This is a genomic window from Streptomyces sp. NPDC006551, assembly GCF_040611675.1.
Classification (GTDB): domain Bacteria; phylum Actinomycetota; class Actinomycetes; order Streptomycetales; family Streptomycetaceae; genus Streptomyces.
Genome location: NZ_JBEXOT010000001.1, coordinates 1 through 24546, shown reverse-complemented (window position 1 = coordinate 24546; position 24546 = coordinate 1). Strand labels below are relative to the sequence as shown.

The window sequence follows — 24546 nt, the reverse complement described above, 5'->3', positions numbered from 1 at the left end:
TCCGAGAGAAGCGCAAGCACCCATGCCCACGCGCCACGACATCCGTAACGTCGCCATCGTCGCCCACGTCGACCATGGCAAGACGACCATCGTCGACGCCATGCTCAAGCAGGCCGGTGCCTTCGCCGCCCACCAGCACCTCGACGACCGCATGATGGACTCGAACGACCTGGAGCGTGAGAAGGGCATCACGATCCTCGCCAAGAACACGGCGGTGAAGTACCACCCCAAGGACGGCGGGGCCCCGATCACGATCAACATCATCGACACCCCCGGCCACGCCGACTTCGGTGGCGAGGTCGAGCGCGGTCTGTCGATGGTCGACGCGGTCGTCCTTCTCGTCGACGCCTCCGAGGGCCCGCTCCCGCAGACCCGCTTCGTGCTGCGCAAGGCCCTCCAGGCCCGGATGCCCGTCATCCTCTGCATCAACAAGACGGACCGCCCGGACTCCCGGATCGACGAGGTCGTCAACGAGACCTACGACCTCTTCCTCGACCTGGACGCGGACGAGGACCAGATCGAGTTCCCGATCGTCTACGCCTGCGGCCGTGACGGCGTCGCGTCGCTGACCAAGCCGGAGGACGGCACCGTCCCGGCCGACAGCGACAACCTGGAGCCGTTCTTCTCCACGATCCTGGAGCACGTCCCGGCCCCGACGTACGAGGAGGACGCGCCGCTCCAGGCCCACGTCACCAACCTCGACGCCGACAACTTCCTCGGCCGTATCGCGTTGCTCCGTGTCGAGCAGGGCGAGCTGCGCAAGGGCCAGACGGTCGCGTGGATCAAGCGGGACGGCTCGATCTCCAACGTCCGCATCACCGAGCTGATGATGACCGAGGCGCTCACCCGCAAGCCGGCCGAGGTCGCGGGCCCCGGTGACATCTGCGCCGTGGCCGGTATCCCCGACATCATGATCGGCGAGACCCTGGCCGACCCGGAGAACCCGGTCGCGCTGCCGCTGATCACGGTCGACCAGCCGGCGATCTCCATGACCATCGGTACGAACACCTCGCCGCTCGTCGGCCGCGGTGGCACCGGCAAGGGCGCGGACGCCAAGTCCGCCGTGAAGGACCGCAAGGTCACCGCCCGCCAGGTGAAGGACCGTCTGGACCGTGAGCTGATCGGTAACGTCTCGCTCCGTGTCCTCGACACCGAGCGTCCGGACGCCTGGGAGGTCCAGGGCCGTGGTGAGCTCGCGCTCGCCATCCTGGTCGAGCAGATGCGCCGCGAGGGCTTCGAGCTCACCATCGGCAAGCCGCAGGTCGTCACCAAGGAGGTCGACGGCAAGGTGCACGAGCCGGTCGAGCGCCTGACGATCGACGTCCCCGAGGAGCACATGGGTGCGGTCACGCAGCTCATGGGCGTCCGCAAGGGCCGGATGGACAACATGTCGAACCACGGCTCCGGCTGGGTCCGCATGGAGTTCGTCGTTCCGTCCCGTGGCCTCATCGGCTTCCGTACGGAGTTCCTGACCCAGACCCGCGGTACGGGCATCGCGCACTCGATCCACGAGGGCCACGAGCCGTGGTTCGGCCCGCTGGTCACGCGGAACAACGGCTCGCTGGTCGCCGACCGCGCCGGTTCCGTCACGCCGTTCGCGATGATCAACCTTCAGGAGCGCGGTGTGCTCTTCACCGAGCCCGGCACCGAGGTCTACGAAGGCATGATCGTCGGTGAGAACTCGCGCTCCGACGACATGGACGTGAACATCACCAAGGAGAAGAAGCTCACCAACATGCGTGCGGCTTCCGCGGACAACACCGAGAACGTGATCCCGCCGCGCAAGCTCTCCCTGGAGCAGTCGCTGGAGTTCTGCCGCGACGACGAGTGCGTCGAGGTGACCCCGGAGGCCGTGCGTATCCGCAAGGTCGTCCTGGACCAGAAGGAGCGCGGCCGTACCGCCTCCCGTGCCAAGCACGGCTGATCGTCCGTCAGACGGTCGACGTGGTGATCTCCGCCGCGTCGACCTGACATAGTCTCACCTTCAAGGCCCGGGCCCCCGCAGTCACTGCGGGGGCCCGGGCCTTTCGTCAAATCCATTTCATGGGCCGGGTGTCCGGATATCGGCCGTCGCTCTCCGGAACGTGTGTTAACGGTCCGTTTCGGGGGTGTCTGTCTGTGATCGCTTTGTCCGGATTTCGGTCCCAAGGCCCTTGGTGATGTTGTCAAAACGAGACCACTTAAGTGTGGTTTACAGCCCGGACGTACTTAATAGTTGGCTCCATTGAGCTCGGGTCAATGGGTCTCGCACTGTGGGGAGTGCCGACTCACGAGCACACTCGGGGAACTTGAGTACATCGCCGTCAGGGGTGTCGGCGGACTCGAAGTGCCCCCTCTCGTAGTGACAAGTGGACTCATGAGGAGGAACCCATGCGCGGTGCCAAGAGCGCCAAGTGGGTAGCGGGCGCGATCGTCGTCGCCCTGGCAGCAACCGCCTGTGGCGGCAGTGACAAGGGTGGGGAAGGCAAGGCGAAGGCCGGAGGCGCGGTGAGCGTCGGCATTTCCGAGCCGAAGCGCCTCATCCCGGCGACCACGACCGAGTCCGAGGGCTCGCAGGTGCTGGACGCGCTGTTCCGTCCGCTCGTCAGCTACGACGACAAGAACCAGCCGGTCGAGGACGCCGCCGAGTCGATCACCACGACCGACAACTCGCTCTGGACCATCAAGATCAAGCCGGGACAGAAGTTCCACGACGGCACCCCGGTGACCGCCAAGAGCTACGTCCAGGCCTGGAACTGGGGCGCCTACGGCCCGAACGCGGCCGACGGCAACTACTTCTTCGCCACCATCGAGGGCTACGACGCCCTCAACCCGGCGGACCCGGACGGCGAGGACGGCCCGAAGAAGGCCGCCGAGCCGACCGCCAAGGAGCTCTCCGGTCTGAAGGTCGTGGACGACACCACCTTCACCGTCAAGCTGGCGAAGCCGTTCGCCGACTACAAGACCGTTCTCGGTTACACGGTCTTCTACCCGATGCCGGACGCCGCCTTCAAGGACATCAAGGCGTACGAGCAGGCCCCGATCGGCCAGGGCGCCTTCAAGATCGAAGGCAAGTGGGACCACAACAAGGCCATCAAGGTCGTCAAGAACCCTGACTACACGGGCACCAACAAGCCCCTCGTGGACTCGGTGACGTACAAGATCTACCAGAAGCAGGAGACGATGTATAAGGACGTCGTCGCCGGCGCCCTTGACGTCATCCCGCAGGTTCCGACCTCCGAGCTGGCCAACGCCACCAAGCAGTTCGGCGACCGCTTCAAGTCGTCCCCGGCCTCGACCTTCCAGTTCGTCGCCTTCCCGACGTACGACAAGAAGTACTCGAAGCCCGAGGTCCGCAAGGCGATCTCGATGGCCATCGACCGCGAGGAGATCACCAAGGTGATCTTCAACGACTCGCAGTCCCCGGCTCGCTCCTTCGTCTCCCCGGTCGTGGGTGGCTACCGCGAGAACACCTGCGGTGAGTCCTGCAAGTTCGACCCGGCCGCCGCCAAGGCGCTGCTGGCCAAGGCCGGCGGCATCGAGGGCAACAAGATCAACATCGGCTACAACGGCGATGGTGGTCACAAGGAGTGGGTGGACGCCACCTGCAACCAGGTCAAGAAGAACCTCGGCGTCGACTGCGTCGGCCAGGCGGTCCCGCAGTTCGCGGAGCTGCTGACCCAGGTCGAGCAGAAGAAGTTCTCCGGCATGTTCCGCATGGGCTGGATCATGGACTACCCGTCCATGGAGAACTACCTCGGCCCGCTGTTCACCACCGGTGGTTCCTCGAACTACTACGGCTACAGCAACAAGAACTTCGACAAGCTCGTCGAGGACGGCCGCGCCGCCAAGTCGCCGGCTGACGCCCAGAAGATCTGGCAGCAGGCCGAGGACGTCCTCGCCCAGGACATGCCGGTCATCCCGCTGCGCTTCGGCAAGAACGTGTTCGCGCACACCAAGAACGTGACGAACGTCGAGATGGACCTCTTCAACCGGGTCGACGTCACCAAGATCTCCAAGGCCTGACGGCCTCAGACATCTGACCCACACTTAAGAGTCGAGAACGGCGGCGGGGGCCGGCAACACCGGCCCCCGCCGTTTCTCGCGAGGAGGACCCATGGGCCGGTTCGTCATCCGACGAATCCTTCAGATGGTGCCCGTCTTCATCGGCACCACGTTGATCGTCTACTTTCTCGTCACGCAGATGGGTGGCGACCCCATCCAGAACCTGTACGGCGAGAAGCCCGTACCCGAGAACATCAGAGCCACGCTCACGGCTCAGTACCACCTGAACGACCCGTTCCTGGTGCGGTACTGGTACTACTTCACCGGGCTGCTCCAGGGCGACTTCGGTGAGTCCATCGCGCAGGGCCGGCCCATCGTCGAGCTCCTCGCCGAGGCCTGGCCGGAGACGCTGAAGGTCGCCGGTGTCGCCTTCGCCTTCGAGCTCGTCATCGGCGTCGTCGCCGGTGTGCTCGCCGGCATGCGCCGCGGCAGCTTCATCGACAACCTGGTGCTGGTCTCCACCCTGACCGTCATCGCCATCCCGATCTTCGTGCTCGGCAACGTCGGCCAGACGTTCCTCGGGCAGGAATGGGGACTGTTCCCCGTCGCGGGCACCGACGACGGATTCGTGAGCTATCTGCTGCCGGGTATGGTGCTCGGTTCGGTCTCGCTCGCGTACATCGCACGCCTCGCGCGGGCATCGGTCGCGGAGAACCTCCGCGCCGACTACATCAGGACCGCCAGGGCCAAGGGCCTGCCGAAGAGCCGCGTCATCGGCATCCACGTGCTGCGCAACTCGCTGATCCCCGTCGTCACCTACCTGGGCGCCGACCTCGGCTCGCTCATGGGCGGCGCCATCGTCACCGAGGGCATCTTCAACATCCCCGGAGTGGGCTTCCAGCTGTTCAGCTCGCTGAACGTGGAGGACGGCCCCGCCGTCGTCGGATTCGTCAGCCTGCTGGTGCTCGTCTATCTGATCACCGCGCTGTTGGTGGACCTGCTGTACGCCGTGCTCGACCCGAGGATTCGTTATGAGTGAAACCACCCAGAAGACCGACACGGTCGTCGAGAACACCGCCGGGCCCGACGCGCCGGCACCGGCCGCGGCCCTCCGGGAGAAGCCGCGCAGTCTCGCCCAGGACGCGTTCCGCGATCTGATCCGCCGGCCGATGTTCCTCGTCTCGGCGGTGCTCATCCTCTTCATCCTGGTCATCGCCGCCTTCCCGGGCCTCTTCACCAGCGTCGACCCGCTCGACTGCGACCTGAAGCACTCGATGGAGGGCCCGAGCGGGTCCGCCTGGTTCGGCTACAACTTCCAGGGCTGCGACGTCTATTCGCAGACCATCTACGGCACCCGCAACTCGGTGATCGTGGGCGTGCTGACGACCGCGTTCTCCCTCGTCATCGGCGTTCTCGTCGGTGTCCTCGGCGGCTTCTTCGGCAAGTGGACGGACGCCCTCCTCTCGTTCGTCACCAACGTCTTCTTCGGTCTGCCGCTGCTGCTCGCCGCGATCGTCATCCTGAACAACTTCCGTGACGAGAAGGGCATGCGCAACGCCGGTGTGATGGCCGTGGTCATCACGCTCTCCGTCGTCGGCTGGATGTCCATGGCCCGCGTCATGCGCGGCGCCGTCATGCAGGTCAAGCAGGCGGACTACGTGGCCGCCGCCCGCTCGCTGGGTTCCTCGACCTGGCGGCTGATGTTCCGTCACGTGATGCCGAACTCCATCACTCCGGTGGTCGTGGTCGCCACGATCTCCCTGGGTGTGGTCATCGGCGCGGAGGCGACCCTGAGCTTCCTCGGTATCGGCATCAGGCCCCCGGCCATCTCCTGGGGCGTGATGATCTCCGAGGCGCAGCAGCGCATCTCGCAGGGCCTGCACCCGCTGTTGTTCCCGTCCGGAATGCTCAGCATCACGGTCCTCGCGTTCATCATGCTCGGCGACGCGGTCCGTGACGCCTTCGACCCGAAGCTGCGCTGAGAGTGAGGACGAACGCAGTGACTACCATCGACAAGACCGCGAGCGTCCCCGCGCCGCGTGACGGCGAGACCTTCGACGGCCCGCTGCTCGACGTGCGGGACCTCCATGTGGAGTTCAGGACCCGTGAGGGTGTCGCCAAGGCCGTGAACGGAGTCTCGTACTCCGTGAAGGCCGGCGAGACGCTCGCCGTCCTGGGCGAGTCCGGTTCCGGCAAGTCCGTGACCGCGCAGGCCATCATGGGCATCCTCGACACCCCGCCGGGGTTCGTGACCAAGGGAGAGATCCTCTTCCAGGGCCGGGACATGCTCAAGATGTCCGAGGACGAGCACCGCAAGGTGCGCGGCAGCAAGATCGCGATGATCTTCCAGGACGCGCTGTCCTCGCTCAACCCCGTGCTCAGCGTCGGCTACCAGCTCGGCGAGATGTTCCGGGTGCACCAGGGCCTCTCCAAGAAGGAGGCCAAGGCCAAGTCCATCGAGCTGATGGACCGGGTGAAGATCCCGGCCGCGGCGGCCCGGGTCAACGACTACCCGCACCAGTTCTCCGGCGGTATGCGCCAGCGCATCATGATCGCGATGGCGCTCTCCCTGGAGCCCGACCTGATCATCGCGGACGAGCCCACCACGGCGCTCGACGTGACTGTGCAGGCCCAGGTCATGGACCTCCTCGCGGAGCTCCAGCAGGAATACAACATGGGCCTGATCCTGATCACCCACGACCTCGGCGTCGTCGCCGACGTCGCGGACAAGATCGCGGTCATGTACGCGGGCCGGATCGTGGAGCAGGCGCCGGTGCACGAGCTGTACAAGCGCCCGGCGCACCCCTACACCAAGGGTCTGCTGGACTCGATCCCGCGCCTGGACCAGAAGGGCCAGGAGCTGTACGCGATCAAGGGCCTGCCGCCCAACCTGCTCAAGATCCCGAGCGGTTGCGCCTTCAACCCGCGCTGCCCGAAGGCCGAGGACATCTGCCGTACGGAGGTGCCGGCGCTCGCGCCGGTGTCGGAGCAGGACGGCACGGAGCTGCCGGGCCGCGGCAGCGCCTGCCACTTCTGGAAGGAGACGATCCATGGCTGAGCTCGGCAAGAAGGATGAGGCCGTGGACGCGACCCCGAACGTCACCAGCGTGGAGACGGTCGACGCGGCCACCGAGGCGGAGGCCGTAGCCGCCATCGAGGCGCCGGTCGGGCGCGGGGAGCCGATCCTCCAGGTGCGCAACCTGGTCAAGCACTTCCCGCTGACCCAGGGCATCCTGTTCAAGCGGCAGGTCGGCGCGGTCAAGGCCGTGGACGGGGTCTCCTTCGACCTCTACCAGGGCGAGACCCTCGGCATCGTCGGCGAGTCCGGCTGTGGCAAGTCCACGGTCGCCAAGCTGCTGATGAACCTGGAGCGGGCGACCGCGGGCGAGGTCTTCTACAAGGGCCAGGACATCACGAAGCTGTCCGGCCGCGCGCTGAAGGCCGTCCGCCGGAACATCCAGATGGTCTTCCAGGACCCGTACACCTCGCTCAACCCGCGGATGACGGTCGGCGACATCATCGGCGAGCCCTTCGACATCCACCCCGAGGTGGCCCCGAAGGGCGACCGGCGCCGCAAGGTGCAGGAGCTGCTCGATGTGGTCGGTCTGAACCCCGAGTACATCAACCGCTATCCGCACCAGTTCTCCGGCGGCCAGCGCCAGCGCATCGGCATCGCCCGCGGCCTCGCGCTCAACCCGGAGATCATCATCTGCGACGAGCCGGTCTCGGCCCTGGACGTCTCCGTCCAGGCGCAGGTCATCAACCTCATGGAGAAGCTGCAGGACGAGTTCAACCTCTCCTACGTCTTCATCGCACACGACCTGTCGATCGTCCGGCACATCTCCGACCGGGTCGGCGTGATGTACCTCGGCAAGATGGCCGAGATCGGTACGGACACGCAGATCTACGACCACCCGACGCACCCCTACACCCAGGCGCTGCTGTCGGCGGTCCCGGTTCCGGACCCCGAGGCCCGTGAGGGCCGCGAGCGGATCATCCTCACCGGTGACGTCCCCTCGCCGGCCAACCCGCCGTCGGGCTGCCGCTTCCGCACCCGCTGCTGGAAGGCGGAGGAGCGGTGCTCCACCGAGGTCCCGCTGCTGGCGATCCCCGAGCGGTTCCAGGGTCAGGACACTCCGGCGGCGCACGAGTCGGCGTGCCACTTCGCCGAGGAGAAGGACGTCGTCCACGCGGTCTGACGTGCTCGTACATCTGTACGGGATGAGCCCCCGGTACCCCCTCAGGGTGCCGGGGGCTCCGTGCGTCCGGGGTCGGCGTCCGGGTGTCAATAAAGTGCATCACATCGTATATGGGGTGATATTGAGGCCTACGTGAGACTCGGGAGACTCAGGAGGCACCTCATGCGCGGAGCCACGCACGCCAGGTGGGCCGCAGCGGCCGTGGCCGTCGCCCTCGCGGCGACCGCCTGCGGCGGTGGAAGCGACAGCGGCGCCGGTGGCGCCGACGGCGTCGTGAGCTCCTCGTGGGGCGACCCGCAGAACCCGCTGGAACCCGCGAACACCAACGAGGTCCAGGGCGGCAAGGTCCTCAACATGATCTTCCGCGGTCTCAAGAAGTACGACCCGAAGACCGGCGAGGCCAGGGACATGCTCGCCGAGAGGATCGAGACGACCGACTCGACCAACTTCACCATCACCGTCAAGGACGGCTGGACCTTCTCCAACGGCGAGAAGGTGACCGCCAAGTCCTTCGTGGACGCGTGGAACTACGGCGCCCACCTGAGGAACAACCAGAAGAACGCCTACTTCTTCGGCTACATCGAGGGCTACGAGCAGGTCCACCCCGCACAGGGCCAGCCCAAGGCCGAGACGATGTCCGGCCTGAAGGTCGTGAACGACAGGACGTTCACGGTCAAGCTCACGCAGAAGTTCTCCACCTTCCCCGAGACCCTCGGCTACGCCGCCTTCGCCCCGCTGCCCAGAGCGTTCTTCGACGACCACGCCGCCTGGCTCTCCAAGCCCGTCGGCAACGGCCCGTACACCGTCGACTCGTACGCCAAGGGCTCCCAGATGGCCCTCAGGAGGTGGGACGGCTACCCCGGCGAGGACAAGGCGCGGAACGGCGGAGTGACCCTCAAGGTCTACACCGACAACAACACCGCCTACACCGACCTGACGGCCGGAAACCTCGACCTCGTCGACGACGTGCCCGCCTCCCAGCTCAAGAACGTCCAGGCCGACCTGGGCGACCGGTACATCAACGTGCCCGCCGGCATCATCCAGACGCTGTCCATCCCGTTCTACGACCCCGCCTGGAACAGGCCGGGCCAGGAGAAGCTCCGCAAGGGCATCTCCATGGCGATCAACCGGCAGCAGATCACCGACACGATCTTCCAGAAGACCCGCACCCCGGCCAAGGACTGGACCTCCCCGGTGCTCGGCGCGGAGGGCGGCTACAAGGAGCTCTGCGGCGAGGCCTGCGAGTTCAACGCGGCCGAGGCGAAGAGGCTGGTCGCCGAGGGCGGCGGCATCCCCGGCGGCACGATGAGGATCTCGTACAACGCCGACACCGGCTCGCACAAGGAGTGGGTGGACGCCGTCTGCAACTCCATCAACAACGCCCTCGGCAACAACAACGCCTGCGTCGGAAACCCCGTCGGCACCTTCGCCGACTACCGCAACCAGGTCACCACCCAGAAGCTGAAGAGCCCCTTCCGGGCCGGCTGGCAGATGGACTACCCGCTCATCCAGAACTTCCTCCAGCCGATGTACTACACCAACGCCTCGTCCAACGACGGCAAGTACTCGAACCCGGAGTTCGACAAGCTCGTCGACCAGGCCAACGCGGAGACCGTCACCGCGAAGGCCGTCGCGCTGTTCCAGCGGGCCGAGGAAGTCCTCCGCGACGACATGGGCGCCATCCCGCTCTGGTATCAGAACGGCAGCGCCGGCTACTCGGACCGGGTCTCCAACGTCGCGCTGGACCCGTTCAGCGTGCCCGTCTACAACGAGATCACGGTCAACTGACGTATGGGCAGCGGCGGTACGGCCCGGCGTCCCTCCCGCGCCGGGCCGTACGCCTTCCCCCCACCCCCCGGAGCCCCCCATGGGTCGTTATGTGATCCGGCGACTGCTGCAGATGATCCCCGTCTTCTTCGGCGCCACCCTGCTGATCTTCCTGATGGTGAACGTGATGGGCGACCCCATCGCCGGACTCTGCGGCGACCGCGCCTGCGACCCGGCGACCGCCGCCCAGCTGCGCAAGGAGTTCGGCCTCGACAAGCCGGTCGTCCAGCAATACCTGACGTACATGGGCAACGTCTTCACCGGTGACTTCGGCACGGCCTTCAACGGCCAGCCGGTCACCGAACTGATGGGCAACGCCTTCCCGGTCACCATCCGTCTCACCCTCGTGGCGATCGTCTTCGAGATCGTCATCGGCATCACCCTCGGCGTCCTCACCGGCCTGCGCCGCGGCCGCCCCGTCGACACCAGCGTGCTGTTGCTCACCCTGGTCGTCATCTCCGTGCCGACCTTCGTCACCGGCCTGCTCCTCCAGCTCCTCCTCGGCGTGAAATGGGGCTGGATCAAACCGGCCGTCTCACCCGAGGCCCCCGTCGGCGAACTCATCGTCCCGGGCCTCGTCCTCGCCTCCGTCTCGCTGGCGTACGTCACCCGGCTCACCCGGACCTCGATCGCCGAGAACAAGCGTGCCGACTACGTCCGAACCGCCGTCGCCAAGGGCCTGCCACGGCGCCGCGTCATCACCCGCCACCTGCTGCGCAACTCGCTCATCCCCGTGGTCACCTTCATCGGCACCGACGTCGGCGCGCTGATGGGCGGCGCCATCGTCACCGAGCGGATCTTCAACATCCACGGCGTCGGCTACCAGCTCTACCAGGGCATCCTCCGCCAGAACACCCAGACCGTCGTCGGCTTCGTGACCGTCCTCGTCCTGGTCTTCCTGCTGGCCAACCTGCTCGTCGACCTCCTGTACGCCGTACTCGACCCGAGGATCCGCTATGCCTGAGCCGAACTACGACGAAGGAGCCGCCATCGCCCCCACCGGAGCCGGCGGCGCCGTCGACCTCGCCATGAGCGAGGGCGAGACCCTGGAGAAGACACCGGGAGGACCGCTGGGCACAGGACCCGCCGGCAAACCCCGCTCCCTGTGGTCCGACGCCTGGCACGACCTGCGCCGCAACCCCGTCTTCCTCCTCTCCGGGCTGGTCATCCTCTTCCTGATCGTCATCGCGATCTGGCCCTCCCTGATCGCCTCCGGCGACCCCCTCGACTGCGACCTGGCCAAGGCGCAGGAGGGCTCCCAGCCCGGCCACCCCTTCGGCTTCAACGGCCAGGGCTGCGACGTCTACACCCGTACGGTCCACGGCGCCCGGACCTCCGTCACCGTCGGCGTCCTCGCCACCCTCGGCGTCGCCGTCCTCGGATCCGTCCTCGGCGGTCTCGCCGGCTTCTTCGGCGGCGTCTGGGACGCGATCCTCTCCCGGATCACCGACATCTTCTTCGCCATCCCCGTCGTCCTCGGCGGACTCGTCCTGCTGTCGGTCGTCACCAGCAACACCGTCTGGCCCGTCATCGGATTCATGGTGCTGCTCGGCTGGCCGCAGCTCTCCCGGATCGCCCGCGGCTCCGTCATCACCGCCAAACAGAACGACTACGTCCAGGCGGCCCGCGCGCTCGGCGCCTCCAACTCCCGCATGCTGCTGCGCCACATCGCACCGAACGCCCTCGCGCCCGTCATCGTCGTCGCGACCATCGCCCTGGGGACGTACATCGCCCTGGAGGCGACCCTGTCCTTCCTCGGCGTCGGCCTCAAGCCACCGACCGTGTCCTGGGGCATCGACATCTCCTCCGCCTCCCAGTACATCCGCAACGCCCCGCACATGCTGCTCTGGCCGGCCGGCGCGCTGGCCGTCACCGTCCTCGCGTTCATCATGCTCGGCGACGCGGTGCGCGACGCCCTCGACCCCAAGCTGAGGTAGAGCCCATGCTGCTCGAAGTGCGCGATCTGCACGTGGAGTTCCACACCCGGGACGGGGTGGCCAAGGCGGTCAACGGCGTCGACTACTCGGTGGACGAGGGCGAGACGCTCGCCGTGCTCGGCGAGTCCGGCTCGGGCAAGTCCGTCACCGCCCAGGCCATCATGGGCATCCTCGACGTCCCGCCAGGCAGGATCACCGGCGGGGAGATCCTCTTCCAGGGCCAGGACCTCCTCCAGCTCAAGGAGGAGGATCGCCGCAAGGTCAGGGGCGCCAAGATGGCGATGATCTTCCAGGACGCGCTGTCCTCGCTGAACCCCGTCATCAGCGTCGGCGACCAGCTGGGCGAGATGTTCCAGGTGCACCGGGGGATGTCGAAGAAGGACTCCCGGGCGAGGGCCGTCGAGCTGATGGACCGGGTCCGCATCCCCGCGGCGAAGGAGCGGGTGGGCCAGTACCCGCACCAGTTCTCCGGCGGTATGCGCCAGCGCATCATGATCGCCATGGCGCTCGCCCTCGAACCCGAGCTGATCATCGCCGACGAGCCGACCACCGCCCTCGACGTCACCGTCCAGGCCCAGGTCATGGAGCTGCTCGCCGAACTCCAGCGCGAGCTCCACATGGGGCTCATCCTCATCACCCACGACCTCGGTGTCGTCGCCGACGTCGCCGACAAGATCGCGGTCATGTACGCGGGCCGGATCGTCGAGCACGCCCCCGTCCACGAGATCTACAAGGCACCCGCCCACCCCTACACCAAGGGCCTGCTCGAATCGATTCCGCGCCTGGACCAGAAGGGCTCGGAGCTGTACGCGATCAAGGGCCTGCCCCCCAACCTCCTCGCCATCCCGCCCGGCTGCGCCTTCAACCCGCGCTGCCCCCTCGCCCAGGACCGGTGCCGCACCGACGTGCCGCCGCTCTACGAGGTCACCGAGTCCCCGGTGCCGCGCACCAGCGCCTGCCACTACTGGAAGGAGTGCCTCCATGGCTGAGGCTCGCGGTGAGGCCAGCCTCCAGGGCGAGGCGATCCTCCAGGTCCGGGACCTGTACAAGCACTACCCCCTGACCCGGGGCATCGTGATCAAGAAGCAGATCGGTGCCGTCAAGGCGGTGGACGGCGTCTCCTTCGACCTCGCGGCGGGCGAGACCCTCGGCATCGTCGGCGAATCCGGCTGCGGCAAGTCGACCGTGGCGAAGATGCTGGTCAACCTGGAGCGCCCGACGTCCGGCACCATCTCGTACAAGGGCGAGGACATCACCAAGATGTCCGCCAAGGCGCTGCGGGCGGTCCGACGCAACATCCAGATGGTCTTCCAGGATCCGTACACCTCGCTCAACCCCCGGATGACCGTCGGCGACATCATCGGCGAGCCGTACGAGATCCACCCGGAGGTCGCCCCCAAGGGCTCCCGGCGCCAGAAGGTCCAGGACCTGCTCGACGTGGTCGGCCTCAACCCGGAGTACATCAACCGCTACCCGCACCAGTTCTCCGGCGGCCAGCGGCAGCGCATCGGCATCGCCCGCGGTCTCGCGCTCCAGCCCGAGATCATCGTCGCCGACGAACCGGTCTCGGCGCTCGACGTCTCCGTCCAGGCACAGGTCGTGAACCTCCTGGAGAACCTCCAGAGAGAGTTCTCGCTGTCGTACGTCTTCATCGCCCACGACCTGTCCATCGTGCGGCACATCTCCGACCGGGTCGGCGTCATGTACCTCGGCCGGATCGTCGAGATCGGCACGGACGCCGAGATCTACGACCACCCCACGCACCCCTACACCCAGGCGCTCCTCTCCGCCGTCCCGGTCCCCGACCCCGAGGCCCGCGCCCACCGCGAGCGCATCATCCTCACCGGCGACGTCCCCTCCCCGGCCAACATCCCCTCCGGCTGCCGCTTCCGCACGCGCTGCTGGAAGGCGCGGGAGCGCTGCGCCCTGGAGGTGCCCGCCCTCGCCGTCCCGGCGGAATTCCGGCTGACGGACTCCCCGGCGAGGCACGACTCGGCCTGCCACTTCGCGGAGGAGAAGCACGTGGTGCCGACGGAGGACGAATCGCGGTAGCGGCCGTCAGATCGCTTAACCAACAGGCAACTTCACCGACCCGGCTCCGATATACGAACCCGCCAAGCTCGACAGCGTACGGCCGTGCGGGTGCCGTAGGCCGGCCGGGACGCGCCATGCCGCCCCGGCCGGCCGCCCCCTTTTTTTGGGCTCGGTTCTCCTCCGGGCGCTTTGTGCGCCTGCCGACGGTCGATCGTGCTCGGCCGCTCGTTCCTCGCCGCCTGCGCGCGTTCTCCCTTTCGGCAGCCGCGCGCCCTTCGGCTCACTCGCCGGGGCAGGTGCGCCCCCATGCGGAACCTCTTGTTTCGGTGCGTCGCCACTGTGAGTATCGGCGTCGTGACAGTGACCCGCGCAGCACGTCTCACAGGAGCCGCTCTCTGCGCCGCGCTCGCCCTCATCACCGTCGGCTGGATCCTGCGGGACCTCGCCGTCCTGACCGGCTCGCCCGGCGACCTCGGCTGGTACTGGGCCGGTGACCACCGCCTGCCGCCGCGGGAGCGGTCCGCCACCTCGGGGCTCGATCCGGTGCTGATCGGTGTCTACGCCGCCACCGCCGTCGCCGCCCTGCGCTCCCCGCTCGCCGCCCCCGCCTTCGCGGCCGCCGGGTCCGTCACCCTCGCCGTACGCCTGCCCGGCCTGTGGGCCACCGGCGCCGGCAACGCCGCCCTGGTCACCACCCTCCTCGATCTCGGGCTCGCCGCCGGTCTCCTCGTCATCGCCGCCGTCGGCCGGCGCTCCGCCGACACGCCCTACACGCCGCTTCCGGCCCGCCCCCACCCGGGCCCCGCCGTCGCCGCCGGCGTCCTGCTGCTGCTCGCCGCCCTCGTCCGCGCCGCCTGGGAGGTCTACCTGGCGCTCGAACTCCCCGTCGAGATCAGCATCGACCGGTTCACCGGCGGACGCTCCGTCCTCGCGCCGCTGCTCGCGCCCCCGCCCGGCTGGCTCAGCGCCGTTCTCGTCCTGCTCGCCCTCACCGCCGCCGGCGGCGCCTTCGCCCGGTCCCCCTTCTCCCGCCCGCTCGGCCTGATCGTCGGCGTCCTGCTGTGCGGCTCGGGCGTCATGGGCCTCGCCCTGGCCGTACGGTACGAAATCCTCGACCGGATCTCCCGCCTCGCCGGGGTCGAGCAACTCTCGCAGCTCACGGCGGTGTTCTACTTACTGGCCGGGGCCGCCGTGCTCGCCGTCCTGGTCGGCCGGGGCGAGCACCGCGTCACCCCGGCCCCGCCGTCCCTCCCGGTCCCACCGCCCGCCCCGCCGTCCCCGCGGCCGCCCGGTTGGTGACGCCCCGGGGTGTCTAGCTCATCCCCAACGACCGCTTCAGGAAGTCCACCTGAAGCAGCAGCAGGTTCTCCGCGACCTGCTCCTGCGGAGTCATATGGGTCACACCCGTCAGCGGCAGCACCTCGTGAGGCCGGCCCGCCGCCAGCAGCGCCGACGACAGCCGCAGTGTGTGGGCCACCACCACATTGTCGTCCGCGAACCCGTGGACGATCATCAGCGGCCGTGCCGGGTTCTCCGGCGCCGACAGCCCGTCGTCGGTGACCAGCGAGTTCGCCGCGTACACCTCCGGACTGTCCTGCGGCATTCCCAGATACCGCTCGGTGTAGTGGGTGTCGTACAGCCGCATGTCGGTCAGCGGCGCCCCCGCGATGCCCGCGTGGAAGACGTCCGGCCGCCGCAGCACCCCCAGCGCGGCGAGATAACCGCCGTACGACCAGCCCCGGATCGCCACCCGCCCGAGGTCCAGCGGGAACTCCTTCGCCAGCGCGTGCAGCGCCTCGACCTGGTCGTCCAGGGTCGGCGTCAGATCGTTCCTGATCGCCTTCTCCCACGCGGGGGAGCGGCCGGGCGTGCCCCGCCCGTCGGCCACGATCACCGCGAACCCCTGGTCGGCGAACCACTGCGACGTGAGATGCGGATGGTGTGCGGCGACCACACGCTGCCCGTGAGGCCCGCCGTACGGATCCATCAGTACGGGGAGTGGTCCGTCACCTTCCCGGTACCCCTCCGGAAGCAGGACGGCGCACGGAATCCGCCGTGCGCCCCCCGCCAGGAGACGCACCCGCGCGGACAGCACCGGAGGCTCCGCGTACGAGGCGACCACCGCCACCCGTCCACCGTCCCGCAGCACCCGCGCCACGCTCCCCGGAACGTCCGGACGGGCCGAGACCAGCACGGTCACCGCACCGGAACGCACCGCCGAGTGCACGCCCACCCCCTCGGAGACCCGCTCCACGCCCAGCTCGCTCACCCGGTACACATGGATCTCGCCGATCTCCGGCTCCGCCGCCTCCGCACCGGCCGACGCCGACACGAGCACGTCGTTCTCGCCGATGTCGAGGACCGCCCTCACATGAAGCCGGGCCCCGGTCAGCGCCCGGTCCCCGACCGCGAGCACTCGCGCCCCGCCCTCGTCCGCGATCCGGACCAGCCGCCCGTCCGGAGACCAGGCCGGCACCCCCGGCAGCAGCTCCAGCCAGTCCGGGTCCTCGTCCACGTGCACCGTCCGGGTCGCCCCGGTCTCCGTGTCCACCGCCAGGTGGAGCTGGGTGCGCTGGTCCCGGGCCTGTACGAGCAGCAGCGGAGCCCCGTCCGCGGACCAGTGCACCCGGGCCAGATACGGATACCGGTCCCGGTCCCAGCCGACCTCCGTACGCTCCCCGGCCAGATCCACCAGATACAGCCGCACCTCCGCGTTCGGCGTCCCCGCCGCCGGGTAGGCCACCGCCTGCGGCTCCCGGTCCGGATGGGCCGGGTCCGAGATCCACCACCGGCGCACCGGCCGGTCGTGCGCCCGCGCCACCAGGAGCCGGTCCGAGTCCGGGGACCACCAGAAACCGCGCCCGCGACCCATCTCCTCGGCCGCCACGAACTCCGCGAGGCCGTACGTCGTGTGCGCGTCCTCCGGCTCCGCGAGCGCCCGGTCCCCCTGCCCGTCCGCGCCCGTCACCCGCAGCGCGCCCCGTGCCACGTACGCGATGTGCCGCCCGTCGGGCGAGGGCCGCGGATCGATCACCGGCCCCGGAACCGCCAGCTCCCGCGCCGTCCCGGCCCTCAACTCCGCCGCGTACAGCCGCCCCGACAGCGGGAAGGCCGCCAACTCCACGGCCGCGTCCACCGCGTAGGAGACGATCCCGCCCGAGCCCTCACGGCTGCGCTCCCGCCGTGCCCGCTCCTCCGCCGACAACTCCTCGGCCCGTCCCGCGAGCAGCGTCCCCGGATCGGCCGCGACCCGTTCCCGCGCCTCACCCGTCGGCCCGGCCAGATCGAGGACCCACAGCTTGTGGGACCGGTCCGTACCCGAACCGGAACGGACGAACACCACGCGTTCACCGTCGGGCGACACCGTGAAGCCACGCGGAACGCCCAGGGTGAAGCGCTGAGTCCGGGCGTACTGCCGCGGAAACGAGAGCGGGTACGACTGCTGCTGTCGCGACGAGGTCATACGACCGAACCTAGCGCTGTGCGCCCCCCTGTGCCCCCGTACACCATGGATACGGAGCCACACATAGTTATGATCCGTAGCGCTAGGTGGGTAAGGAACTCCTGGCACATGCTCGCCGACTTGCCCGTCCGAATATCCGACCGAAGAAGTGTGGAGGTGAACCGCCGTGGCACTCTCGATTTCGGCGGTGGTGCTGCTGGCGATCGTCGTCTTCCTCCTGATCCGGAAATCCGGGCTGAAGGCGGGACATGCGGCGGTCTGCGCGCTCCTCGGGTTCTATCTGGCGAGCTCGTCCATCGCCCCGTCCATCAGCACGCTCACCACCAACGTCGCGGGCATGATCGGCGGTCTCAAGTTCTGAGCGCCGGCGGCCTCGAAGTCTGAGCCTCGTGCTGGTCACCGGCCCCGCCTCGTAGGGTGGGGCCATGACGGATCTCCCAGCCCGTCGTCTGCTTCTGGTGCACGCGCACCCCGACGACGAGTCGATCAACAACGGCGCCACCATGGCCAGGTACGCGGCCGAGGGCGCCCAGGTCACCCTGGTGACCTGCACCCTCGGCGAGGAGGGCGAGGTCATCCCGCCCGGCCTCGCCCATCTCGCACCCGACCGGGAGGACCGGCTCGGCGACCACCGCGTCGGCGAACTCGCCGTCGCGATGAAGGAGCTGGGCGTCACCGACCACCGCTTCCTCGGCGGCCCCGGCCGCTTCCGCGACTCCGGAATGATGGGCGTCGAGCAGAACCGGCGTGAGGGAGCCTTCTGGAACACGGCCGTCGACGACGCCGCCCCGTACCTCGTCGAGGTGATCCGCGAGACCCGTCCGCAGGTCCTCGTCACCTACGACCCCGACGGCGGCTACGGCCACCCCGACCACATCCAGGCCCACCGCGTCGCCATGCGAGCCGCCGAACTGGCCGCGGACGGCGCCTACCGTCCCGACCTCGGTCCGACCCACGAGATCGCCAAAATCTACTGGAACCGGGTTCCGCGCTCCGTCGCCGAGGCCGGCTTCGCCCGGCTGCGCGCCGAGGGAACGGACTTCCCCGGCATCGCGGACATCACCGACGTCCCCGGCGTGGTCGACGACGCGCTCATCACCGCCGAGATCGACGGCGGCACGGTCCACACGGCCCGCAAGACCGCCGCGATGCGTGCCCATGTCACACAAATCGCCGTGGACGGTCCCTTCTTCGCCCTCTCCAATAACCTCGGTCAGCCGATCTTCACCACGGAGTACTACCAGTTGGTAGCGGGTACGCCCGGCGCACCCGAAGGCGTGCGCGAGGACGACCTCTTCGCGGGAGTGAGCGCGTGAACGGGCGCGTGGACGGGCGTGTGAACGGCCGTGTGGTCTGGTACGTATTCCTCTTCGCCCTCGGGGTGCTGGTCGCGGCGGCGGGTTCGCTCGTCCAAAACGCCTGGTTCCCCGGTGGTTTGCTCCTCGCCCTGCTCGGTGCCGCGGGCGTGTTCTACGGCGGGCTCCGCGCCACCGAGACACAACTCGGCGTCATGGTCCCCGGCGCGGGATGGCTCCTCACCATCGTGCTGCTGAGTTTCGGACGGCCGGAAGGCGACGGTGTCTTCGGCGGCGGGCTCGCGGAGATGATCTATCTCCTGGGCGGCATGGCCATCGCTGTGATGTGCGCCACGATGGTGAAGCTTCCGCGACCGGCCCCGTGAGCAGGCCGACTTGAGTGGAGGGCTGCCCGGACTTCGGCCGGAATGCCCGTCGCTCATTGCACGGCAGTCCGGTACCGGGCGGCGGCGGACAGTATGGTGGTGCGCGCCGCCGAACCGCCCGGGTATACGAGCATCAGCAAGAGCGGGCGGCGGAGCCAACCGGGAGATCCTGCTTTGAGTCGTGAAACTGGTCGAGAGACTGACAGTTCGTCCTCCGGCGCCCAGGGGCGCGGTGGAGCCGCGTACCCCTCGGGTACACCGCCGTACGGATCCCGCCAGTATCCGTCGCTCCACCCGACGCAGGACGCGGCGGAGGAGAGTGCCGCCGCGCCCGCGCGGTCGCGGCCGCAGCCGGAGGAGCCGAAGACCGAGACGACGCTGACGACCCGGATCCGGATCAACATTCCGGGTTCGCGTCCGATCCCGCCCGTGGTCGTCCGCAAGCCCGTCGCCGACTCGGCCTCGGACGCGTCGCGAGAGGGTGGCTCGGAGGCCGCAGCGTCCCGGACGCCGGCCCCGGCGCCCGAGCCGGAGCCCGCCCCCGCGCCCGCTCCGGCGGAGCCCGCGAGGCCGGAGCGGCCGAAGGCGGGGGAGAAGACCAGCGACTGGTTCGCCCCGCGCAAGCCGGCGGCGCCCGCCGCCCCGGCCGCCCCGGTCTCCCCCGCGCCTCGTTCGGGTCCGTCCGGCATGGGCGCGGGTGCCGCGGTGACAGGTGCCGCGGGCGGTTCTGGGGCCGGTGCCGGTGCCGGTGGCACGGGCGGCGCGGGTCCGCGTCCGGGTGCGGGTGCTCCTCGTCCCTCTGGGCCGGGGGCGCCCGGGCAGCCTGGCAAGCCCGCCGGCGGCCCGCGCGGTTCCGGTTTCGCCGGACCCGCGACCGGCGGTATCCCGACGGTCGGCGGCGCCTCGATCTCGGCCACCCCCGCCGGCGGTACGCCGATGTTCCTCACGACCCCGCCCCTGGACGACGACGCCGCGTACGGCACGGCCCCGCAGCCGCCCAGCGGCCCGACGACCGGCCCCGTCACCGGCGACAGCTCCGTGGGCGGCAACCCGCTGGCCGTCAACCCCTTCGGGGCGGTGCCGCAGATGTCCGACGACACCGCGGTCCTGACCCCGCAGAACCCCGGACCGGTCACTCCCCACGCACCGGGACCGCCGGCCGACGGCGGTCACATCTCCGGGGACACCCTCACCAGCGGCATCCCCGTCGTCCCCCCGGGCCCGCACGCCGCTCCCCGGAGCCAGGAAGGGTTCTCGACCCCGGAGGTCGCCTCCTCCGGCAGGCCGGCACCCGCACGCCCTGCCTCCTCGTCGTCCTCCTCGGCCCCGGCGAAGAAGGGCCGCTCCAAGCTCCCCCTCCTCGCCTTCGGCGTGGTCGGCCTCGCCGGTGTCGCCTACGGCGCCGGCCTGCTCCTCAACCACTCCGACGTCCCGAAGGGCACCACGGTCCTCGGCGTGGACATCGGCGGCGGTACGAAGGAGGAGGCCGTCAACAAGCTGGAGGCGGCCCTCGGCAAGCGCGCCGGCACCCCCCTCCAGCTCAGCGTCGACGGCAAGAAGGTCGAGCTGGCACCGGACAAGGCGGGCCTCTCCCTCGACAGCCAGGAGACCGTCCGGGGTGCCGCGGGCAGCGACTACAACCCCGTCTCCGTGATCAGCACCCTCTTCGGCGGCGAACGCGTCGCCGAGCCGGTGCTCCCGGTGGACGAGGAGAAGCTGAGCGTTGCCCTGAAGGACGTGGCCGGAGCCTCCGGCTCGGCGACCGAGGGCACGATCAAGTTCTCCCCGGGCAAGGTCACCGCCGTGGAGGGCAAGCCGGGCAAGGGCCTGGACGTCATGCGCTCCATGATCTCCGTCAAGGACGCGTACCGCGCCCAGGTCCAGACGGGCAAGACGAACACCGTCGAGCTGCCCGTCGTGACCCGCCAGCCCACGATCACCAAGGCCGAGCTGGACCGGGCGATGAACGACTTCGCCAAGCCCGCCATGTCCGACCTGATCACGATCAAGGCGGGCACGAAGCAGATCCAGTTCGGTCCGGCGCGGTCCCTGCCGAAGATCCTCTCCATGAAGGCGGTCGACGGCCGCCTGGTGGAGGTCTACAACAAGGCGGCGATCGAGGAGCTCCTCGACGGCGTCTTCGACGGCATCATGATCACCAAGGGCGACGGCAAGAAGCATCAGGTCTCCGCCGACGACGTCGCCTTCGCGATGCGCGAGGCCCTGCTGGGCAAGACCCCCGCCGAGCGCACGAAGGTCATCGACCTGAGCGGGCAGGGCTGACGCCGCCATCGCCCGATGTACGAGGGCCCTCGTCCGGACACCCCGGACGGGGGCCCTCGTCACACCACGCCGGTCCGGAGCGCGGTCCTCGCCAGGGCGGCGCCGAAGGGAGCGGGCGACGCAGGCGCCGAGCCGGCCGCCTGGTCCTGGCGGCAGGCCGCGCACAGCGTCTCGTCCCCCACCGGCCGGAACAGCATCGGCTGGACGTGCCGGTCCGCCTCGCACTCCCGCATCGAAGCGACCGCCGACAGCGGCGGCGCCGCAGGCGGCGGATCGAGGCGCGGCGGAGGTACGTCACGCAGGATGTACCGCACCAGTCCGCCCGGCCGGTGCACCGGCTCCCCACGGGCGGGCAGGCAGCGGGCGATCCCGCTCCTGAGCGACTCGATCGAATGCCCCGCCTCCAGCCACCGGGCGGCGAGCCCGGCGAGTTCGGGAAGCATGGCGCGGGGGACGCGCAGCCGGGGGTCCAGGGACGCGAGGTCGTCGACGGCTCGCCGCGCCTCGGGAGGCGGCGGCGGGGGAGGGTTGGAGGTGTTTCCTCCGGAGGTCTTGTCTGGATGACGTCCGACGGACCGTACCGACGGCTCACCGGCGGCCGGAAGGCCGATCGCCGGTGACGCCGCGGTGACGGGGGCGGGGGCGGGGGCGGGCGGGGGAGCGGGGGCGGGTGCCGGTACGTGCTCCGGCGCCCGTACGAGCGCGGCCTCGGCCGGGCTCAAGGGCACGTTGGAGACCAGTTGCCGAGTGCGCCAGAGCCCCCGCTCCCCCTGCTCGCGCCACTCGTGGACGTACCCCTCGGCCTTCAACTGCCCCTTGGCGCGCAGGAAGGAGATCTTCCCGATGCTCGCTCGTTCGGCGGTCTTGGACAGCGGCTCGTCGACCCCGTCGGGGAGGGAGAGCTGCCAGCTGAGAAGGCGTACGGCATCCGCGTTGAGGCGGGGATGGCGCAGGATCTCGTTGGGGATCTGGGTGAAGCGCGCAGCAGGCGCGATAGCATGCCGAAGCATTCCGGGTGCCCTCCCTGGCACTCGAAGTGAAGGCCCTCGGTGCTGGCTGCAACCAGCTCGGGGGCCGCTTTGCGCACACCGTACCGCAACATCCGTAGTCGTACCGTCACTTCACGTGATGATGGCCTTCTCCCCCTGGCGCACGCACCGTGGGCACGCGCACGGCGGATGGCGCAGCGCCGACTGGCTCGGCACCGTCCCGCGCCGAGGCCGGTGCGTCTGGGGCGCGGACCAGGTCCGTCCGCCGTCCCGCGAGACGCGGAGTGTCATCACCACTCGCCCCCGTACCGCTGCTTCTTCGCCCGCAGCCAGTCCTGGATCTCCTCGGTCTCGCTGGGCGTTGCGGGGCGCAGGTCGTCGGCGCGGATCGTCGCGACGAAGTGCACGAAGCGCACACGCCGGTGCGCGCCGTCCACGCCGATGACCTTGCCGGGGCCGTAGACGTCGGTGCCCGTGTGGGCGACGAAGGCGCCCGGGCCGTGAGGGGAGTTCATTGCGAGCCTTTCGCTCTGTGTGTCGATCCGGTCACACAGTGGCGTGGCTCACGTTACGCTCGGTAGGGGTTTTCACGTGACAACGCGACCGGCACGTGGGGGAGTTGGATCATGGCGATCGAGGACAATCCGGAGTCCCGTCGTAAATACGGTGAAGAGCTGAAACGCCGCCGGGAGGCGGTGGGCCTGACGCAGGAACAGCTGAGCGAACAGACGATCATCTCGCGGACGCACCTGGCACACATGGAGGCGGGGAGACGCCGCCCGGACGTCAGCGACGCGAGACGGTTGGACCGGGTGCTGGGGACGGGGGGCTTCTTCGAACGGTTCCTGCCGACGCTGGACGGGAAGGCGGTGGCGGAGCACTTCGCGGAGGCGCTGGAGTTCGAGGGGCAGGCGACGGTGATTCGGGTGTACGGGCAGACGCTGGTCCCGGGCATCCTCCAGACGAGGGCATACGCCGAGAGCGTCCTGAGTTCGGGCTCCGTACCGAAGAGCGACGAAGAGCGTGACAAGCTGCTCGTCACCAGGCTGGAGCGGGCGCGCATCCTGGAGAACTTCGATTCACCGATGGTCTGGGTGATCCTGGACGAGGCCGCGTTGCGGCGTGAGATCGGCGGCCCGAGGGTGATGTGCGAGGCGCTGCGTCACATCGTGGCCCTGGGGGAGAGCCGCCGTATCCGGGTGCATGCCCTGCCGTTCGGCGCGGGCTATCACGCGCTGTTGGAAGGTGTGGTCTCGCTGATGTGGTTCGAGGACCTGCCGCCGATCGCGTACGTGGAGGCCCTCAACACCGGCCGTGTCTGGGAGACTCCGGCCATGGTTCGGGCCTGTCAGCTGGACTACGATCACGCCCTGGGCGACGCGCTCTCGCACCGCAAGTCGCTGGCTCTGATCAGGTCCATCGCGGAGGAATACGAGCATGCAGCACAGCACGAACAGCATCCCTGACGCCTCCGTCCTCTCCGCCTGGCGGAAGTCCTCCTACAGCGGTGGCGAGAGCGGTGCCTGTCTCGAAGTCAGTGACGCCTACGCCGCCTGGCACAAGTCCTCGTACAGTGGCGGCAACAGCGGCGACTGCCTCGAAGTCAACGACGCCTGCACCGCCCACGTCCCCGTCCGCGACTCCAAGAACCCCACCGGCCCCGCCGTGGTCTTCGCCCCCACCGCCTGGGCGCCCTTCGTCGACGCGGTCAAGGCGGGCGGCCTCCGCTGAACCGGGTCTGTCGGTTCCTGGCACATGGCCGCCCTCCGAGTGTGGCTTCGCCGATTCCGCTGCGCTCCACCCTTGACCGGCCGGCTCCGGGCGCCTTTTCACACTCGGAGGGCGGCTCGGGTGGGGTCCCACGCCCGGGCTGAGTTCGTTGTCCGGCTCCGTGGAGCGTCCGCGGGTCAGAGCTGCGCCGCAGTTGAATGGGGTGGCTCGCACGGCTCGGCAGCCCCACGCCACCGCAGCGCAACCCGTCCACGGACCCGACCGCCGCCCACGGCGCCGCGCGCCGAGCGGGCCCCGGCGTGGTGGCTATGTCCATGAGTACGGGTTCTGGCTCACTTTCTGTGGAGGGCTGACTGAGTGTGATGTCAGTGATGTGTGGTGGGATGGCCGGACCTTGCTGCCGTGACCTGCTGGGAGT

Annotated in this window: 21 protein-coding genes; 18 read left to right on the top strand and 3 right to left on the bottom strand. The window is 69.2% G+C overall.

The features are described 5' to 3' along the window. The first annotated feature begins 22 nt into the window (after positions 1-22). From typA to ABZY12_RS00050, 12 genes are all read left to right on the top strand, one after another. Positions 23-1924, top strand: coding sequence for a translational GTPase TypA (gene typA, locus ABZY12_RS00105; protein WP_356885411.1), 1902 nt, complete (start codon positions 23-25; stop codon positions 1922-1924). Positions 1925-2370: 446 nt separating this feature from the next. Further along, positions 2371-4005: an ABC transporter substrate-binding protein gene (locus ABZY12_RS00100; RefSeq protein WP_356885409.1), complete on the top strand. Its 1635-nt coding sequence runs from the start codon at positions 2371-2373 to the stop codon at positions 4003-4005. A gap of 91 nt (positions 4006-4096) precedes the next feature. After that, entirely contained in the window at positions 4097-5023 is a 927-nt protein-coding gene (locus ABZY12_RS00095) for an ABC transporter permease (RefSeq protein ID WP_356885407.1), read from the top strand. Continuing rightward, positions 5016-5966: an ABC transporter permease gene (locus ABZY12_RS00090; RefSeq protein ID WP_356885405.1), complete on the top strand. Its 951-nt coding sequence runs from the start codon at positions 5016-5018 to the stop codon at positions 5964-5966. The genes ABZY12_RS00095 and ABZY12_RS00090 overlap by 8 nt, the downstream gene beginning before the upstream one ends. Positions 5967-5983: 17 nt before the next feature. Continuing rightward, complete coding sequence (locus ABZY12_RS00085; protein ID WP_356885403.1) at positions 5984-7042, top strand: ABC transporter ATP-binding protein; 1059 nt, start codon at positions 5984-5986, stop codon at positions 7040-7042. Further along, entirely contained in the window at positions 7035-8183 is a 1149-nt protein-coding gene (locus ABZY12_RS00080; RefSeq protein WP_356885401.1) for a dipeptide ABC transporter ATP-binding protein, read from the top strand. The genes ABZY12_RS00085 and ABZY12_RS00080 overlap by 8 nt, the downstream gene beginning before the upstream one ends. Before the next feature lie 162 nt (positions 8184-8345). Next, positions 8346-9971, top strand: coding sequence for an ABC transporter substrate-binding protein (locus ABZY12_RS00075; RefSeq protein ID WP_356885399.1), 1626 nt, complete (start codon positions 8346-8348; stop codon positions 9969-9971). A 79-nt stretch (positions 9972-10050) separates the two neighbouring features. Further along, complete coding sequence (locus tag ABZY12_RS00070) at positions 10051-10974, top strand: ABC transporter permease (protein ID WP_356885397.1); 924 nt, start codon at positions 10051-10053, stop codon at positions 10972-10974. Beyond that, complete coding sequence (locus ABZY12_RS00065; protein WP_356885395.1) at positions 10967-11947, top strand: ABC transporter permease; 981 nt, start codon at positions 10967-10969, stop codon at positions 11945-11947. Before ABZY12_RS00070 ends, ABZY12_RS00065 begins: the two co-directional genes overlap by 8 nt. A gap of 5 nt (positions 11948-11952) precedes the next feature. After that, the gene (locus tag ABZY12_RS00060) at positions 11953-12936 is read left to right on the top strand and encodes an ABC transporter ATP-binding protein (RefSeq protein WP_356885393.1); all 984 of its coding nucleotides are present in this window, start codon (positions 11953-11955) and stop codon (positions 12934-12936) included. Continuing rightward, entirely contained in the window at positions 12929-13999 is a 1071-nt protein-coding gene (locus ABZY12_RS00055) for a dipeptide ABC transporter ATP-binding protein (RefSeq protein WP_356885391.1), read from the top strand. The genes ABZY12_RS00060 and ABZY12_RS00055 overlap by 8 nt, the downstream gene beginning before the upstream one ends. A 336-nt stretch (positions 14000-14335) precedes the next feature. Beyond that, positions 14336-15280, top strand: a complete 945-nt coding sequence (locus ABZY12_RS00050) for a hypothetical protein (RefSeq protein ID WP_356885389.1) — start codon at positions 14336-14338, stop codon at positions 15278-15280. A 13-nt stretch (positions 15281-15293) separates the two neighbouring features. Here ABZY12_RS00050 and ABZY12_RS00045 read toward each other — a convergent pair whose 3' ends face one another. After that, entirely contained in the window at positions 15294-17444 is a 2151-nt protein-coding gene (locus tag ABZY12_RS00045) for a prolyl oligopeptidase family serine peptidase (protein WP_356885387.1), read from the bottom strand. Between the two features lie 166 nt (positions 17445-17610). Here ABZY12_RS00045 and ABZY12_RS00040 point away from each other — a divergent pair, with 166 nt between their 5' ends. From ABZY12_RS00040 to ABZY12_RS00025, 4 genes are all read left to right on the top strand, one after another. Continuing rightward, the gene (locus ABZY12_RS00040; protein WP_137993529.1) at positions 17611-17805 is read left to right on the top strand and encodes a hypothetical protein; all 195 of its coding nucleotides are present in this window, start codon (positions 17611-17613) and stop codon (positions 17803-17805) included. Positions 17806-17869: 64 nt separating this feature from the next. After that, positions 17870-18760 (top strand): N-acetyl-1-D-myo-inositol-2-amino-2-deoxy-alpha-D-glucopyranoside deacetylase, encoded by an 891-nt coding sequence (gene mshB / locus ABZY12_RS00035; RefSeq protein WP_356885385.1) that lies wholly within the window; start codon positions 17870-17872, stop codon positions 18758-18760. Then, the gene (locus tag ABZY12_RS00030) at positions 18757-19125 is read left to right on the top strand and encodes a DUF6113 family protein (protein ID WP_356885383.1); all 369 of its coding nucleotides are present in this window, start codon (positions 18757-18759) and stop codon (positions 19123-19125) included. The genes mshB and ABZY12_RS00030 overlap by 4 nt, the downstream gene beginning before the upstream one ends. A gap of 174 nt (positions 19126-19299) precedes the next feature. Beyond that, positions 19300-21408 carry a hypothetical protein gene (locus tag ABZY12_RS00025; RefSeq protein ID WP_356885381.1) on the top strand — a complete coding sequence of 703 codons (2109 nt, stop codon included), beginning with the start codon at positions 19300-19302 and terminating at the stop codon, positions 21406-21408. A 59-nt stretch (positions 21409-21467) separates the two neighbouring features. Here the strand turns inward: ABZY12_RS00025 and ABZY12_RS00020 are convergent, their stop codons facing one another. Both ABZY12_RS00020 and ABZY12_RS00015 read right to left on the bottom strand, forming a co-directional pair. Next, positions 21468-22418 carry a hypothetical protein gene (locus ABZY12_RS00020; protein WP_356885379.1) on the bottom strand — a complete coding sequence of 317 codons (951 nt, stop codon included), beginning with the start codon at positions 22416-22418 and terminating at the stop codon, positions 21468-21470. 269 nt (positions 22419-22687) lie between these two features. Then, entirely contained in the window at positions 22688-22912 is a 225-nt protein-coding gene (locus ABZY12_RS00015; protein ID WP_356885377.1) for a hypothetical protein, read from the bottom strand. Positions 22913-23023: 111 nt separating this feature from the next. Between ABZY12_RS00015 and ABZY12_RS00010 the strand changes: the two genes are divergently transcribed. Together ABZY12_RS00010 and ABZY12_RS00005 are read left to right on the top strand one after the other, a co-directional pair. Beyond that, entirely contained in the window at positions 23024-23863 is an 840-nt protein-coding gene (locus ABZY12_RS00010; protein ID WP_356885375.1) for a helix-turn-helix transcriptional regulator, read from the top strand. Continuing rightward, positions 23835-24128: a DUF397 domain-containing protein gene (locus ABZY12_RS00005; RefSeq protein WP_356885373.1), complete on the top strand. Its 294-nt coding sequence runs from the start codon at positions 23835-23837 to the stop codon at positions 24126-24128. Before ABZY12_RS00010 ends, ABZY12_RS00005 begins: the two co-directional genes overlap by 29 nt. Positions 24129-24546: the final 418 nt, after the last annotated feature.

What these genes read in the sequence shown, in the direction of transcription:
- typA (WP_356885411.1), top strand. Translation starts at nt 23, where the DNA reads ATGCCCACGCGCCACGACATCCGTAACGTCGCCATCGTCGCCCACGTC.
- ABZY12_RS00100 (WP_356885409.1), top strand. Translation starts at nt 2,371, where the DNA reads ATGCGCGGTGCCAAGAGCGCCAAGTGGGTAGCGGGCGCGATCGTCGTC.
- ABZY12_RS00095 (WP_356885407.1), top strand. Translation starts at nt 4,097, where the DNA reads ATGGGCCGGTTCGTCATCCGACGAATCCTTCAGATGGTGCCCGTCTTC.
- ABZY12_RS00090 (WP_356885405.1), top strand. Translation starts at nt 5,016, where the DNA reads ATGAGTGAAACCACCCAGAAGACCGACACGGTCGTCGAGAACACCGCC.
- ABZY12_RS00080 (WP_356885401.1), top strand. Translation starts at nt 7,035, where the DNA reads ATGGCTGAGCTCGGCAAGAAGGATGAGGCCGTGGACGCGACCCCGAAC.
- ABZY12_RS00075 (WP_356885399.1), top strand. Translation starts at nt 8,346, where the DNA reads ATGCGCGGAGCCACGCACGCCAGGTGGGCCGCAGCGGCCGTGGCCGTC.
- ABZY12_RS00070 (WP_356885397.1), top strand. Translation starts at nt 10,051, where the DNA reads ATGGGTCGTTATGTGATCCGGCGACTGCTGCAGATGATCCCCGTCTTC.
- ABZY12_RS00065 (WP_356885395.1), top strand. Translation starts at nt 10,967, where the DNA reads ATGCCTGAGCCGAACTACGACGAAGGAGCCGCCATCGCCCCCACCGGA.
- ABZY12_RS00060 (WP_356885393.1), top strand. Translation starts at nt 11,953, where the DNA reads ATGCTGCTCGAAGTGCGCGATCTGCACGTGGAGTTCCACACCCGGGAC.
- ABZY12_RS00055 (WP_356885391.1), top strand. Translation starts at nt 12,929, where the DNA reads ATGGCTGAGGCTCGCGGTGAGGCCAGCCTCCAGGGCGAGGCGATCCTC.
- ABZY12_RS00045 (WP_356885387.1), bottom strand. Translation starts at nt 17,444, where the DNA reads ATGACCTCGTCGCGACAGCAGCAGTCGTACCCGCTCTCGTTTCCGCGG.
- mshB (WP_356885385.1), top strand. Translation starts at nt 17,870, where the DNA reads ATGACGGATCTCCCAGCCCGTCGTCTGCTTCTGGTGCACGCGCACCCC.
- ABZY12_RS00020 (WP_356885379.1), bottom strand. Translation starts at nt 22,418, where the DNA reads ATGCTTCGGCATGCTATCGCGCCTGCTGCGCGCTTCACCCAGATCCCC.
- ABZY12_RS00015 (WP_356885377.1), bottom strand. Translation starts at nt 22,912, where the DNA reads ATGAACTCCCCTCACGGCCCGGGCGCCTTCGTCGCCCACACGGGCACC.
- ABZY12_RS00010 (WP_356885375.1), top strand. Translation starts at nt 23,024, where the DNA reads ATGGCGATCGAGGACAATCCGGAGTCCCGTCGTAAATACGGTGAAGAG.
- ABZY12_RS00005 (WP_356885373.1), top strand. Translation starts at nt 23,835, where the DNA reads ATGCAGCACAGCACGAACAGCATCCCTGACGCCTCCGTCCTCTCCGCC.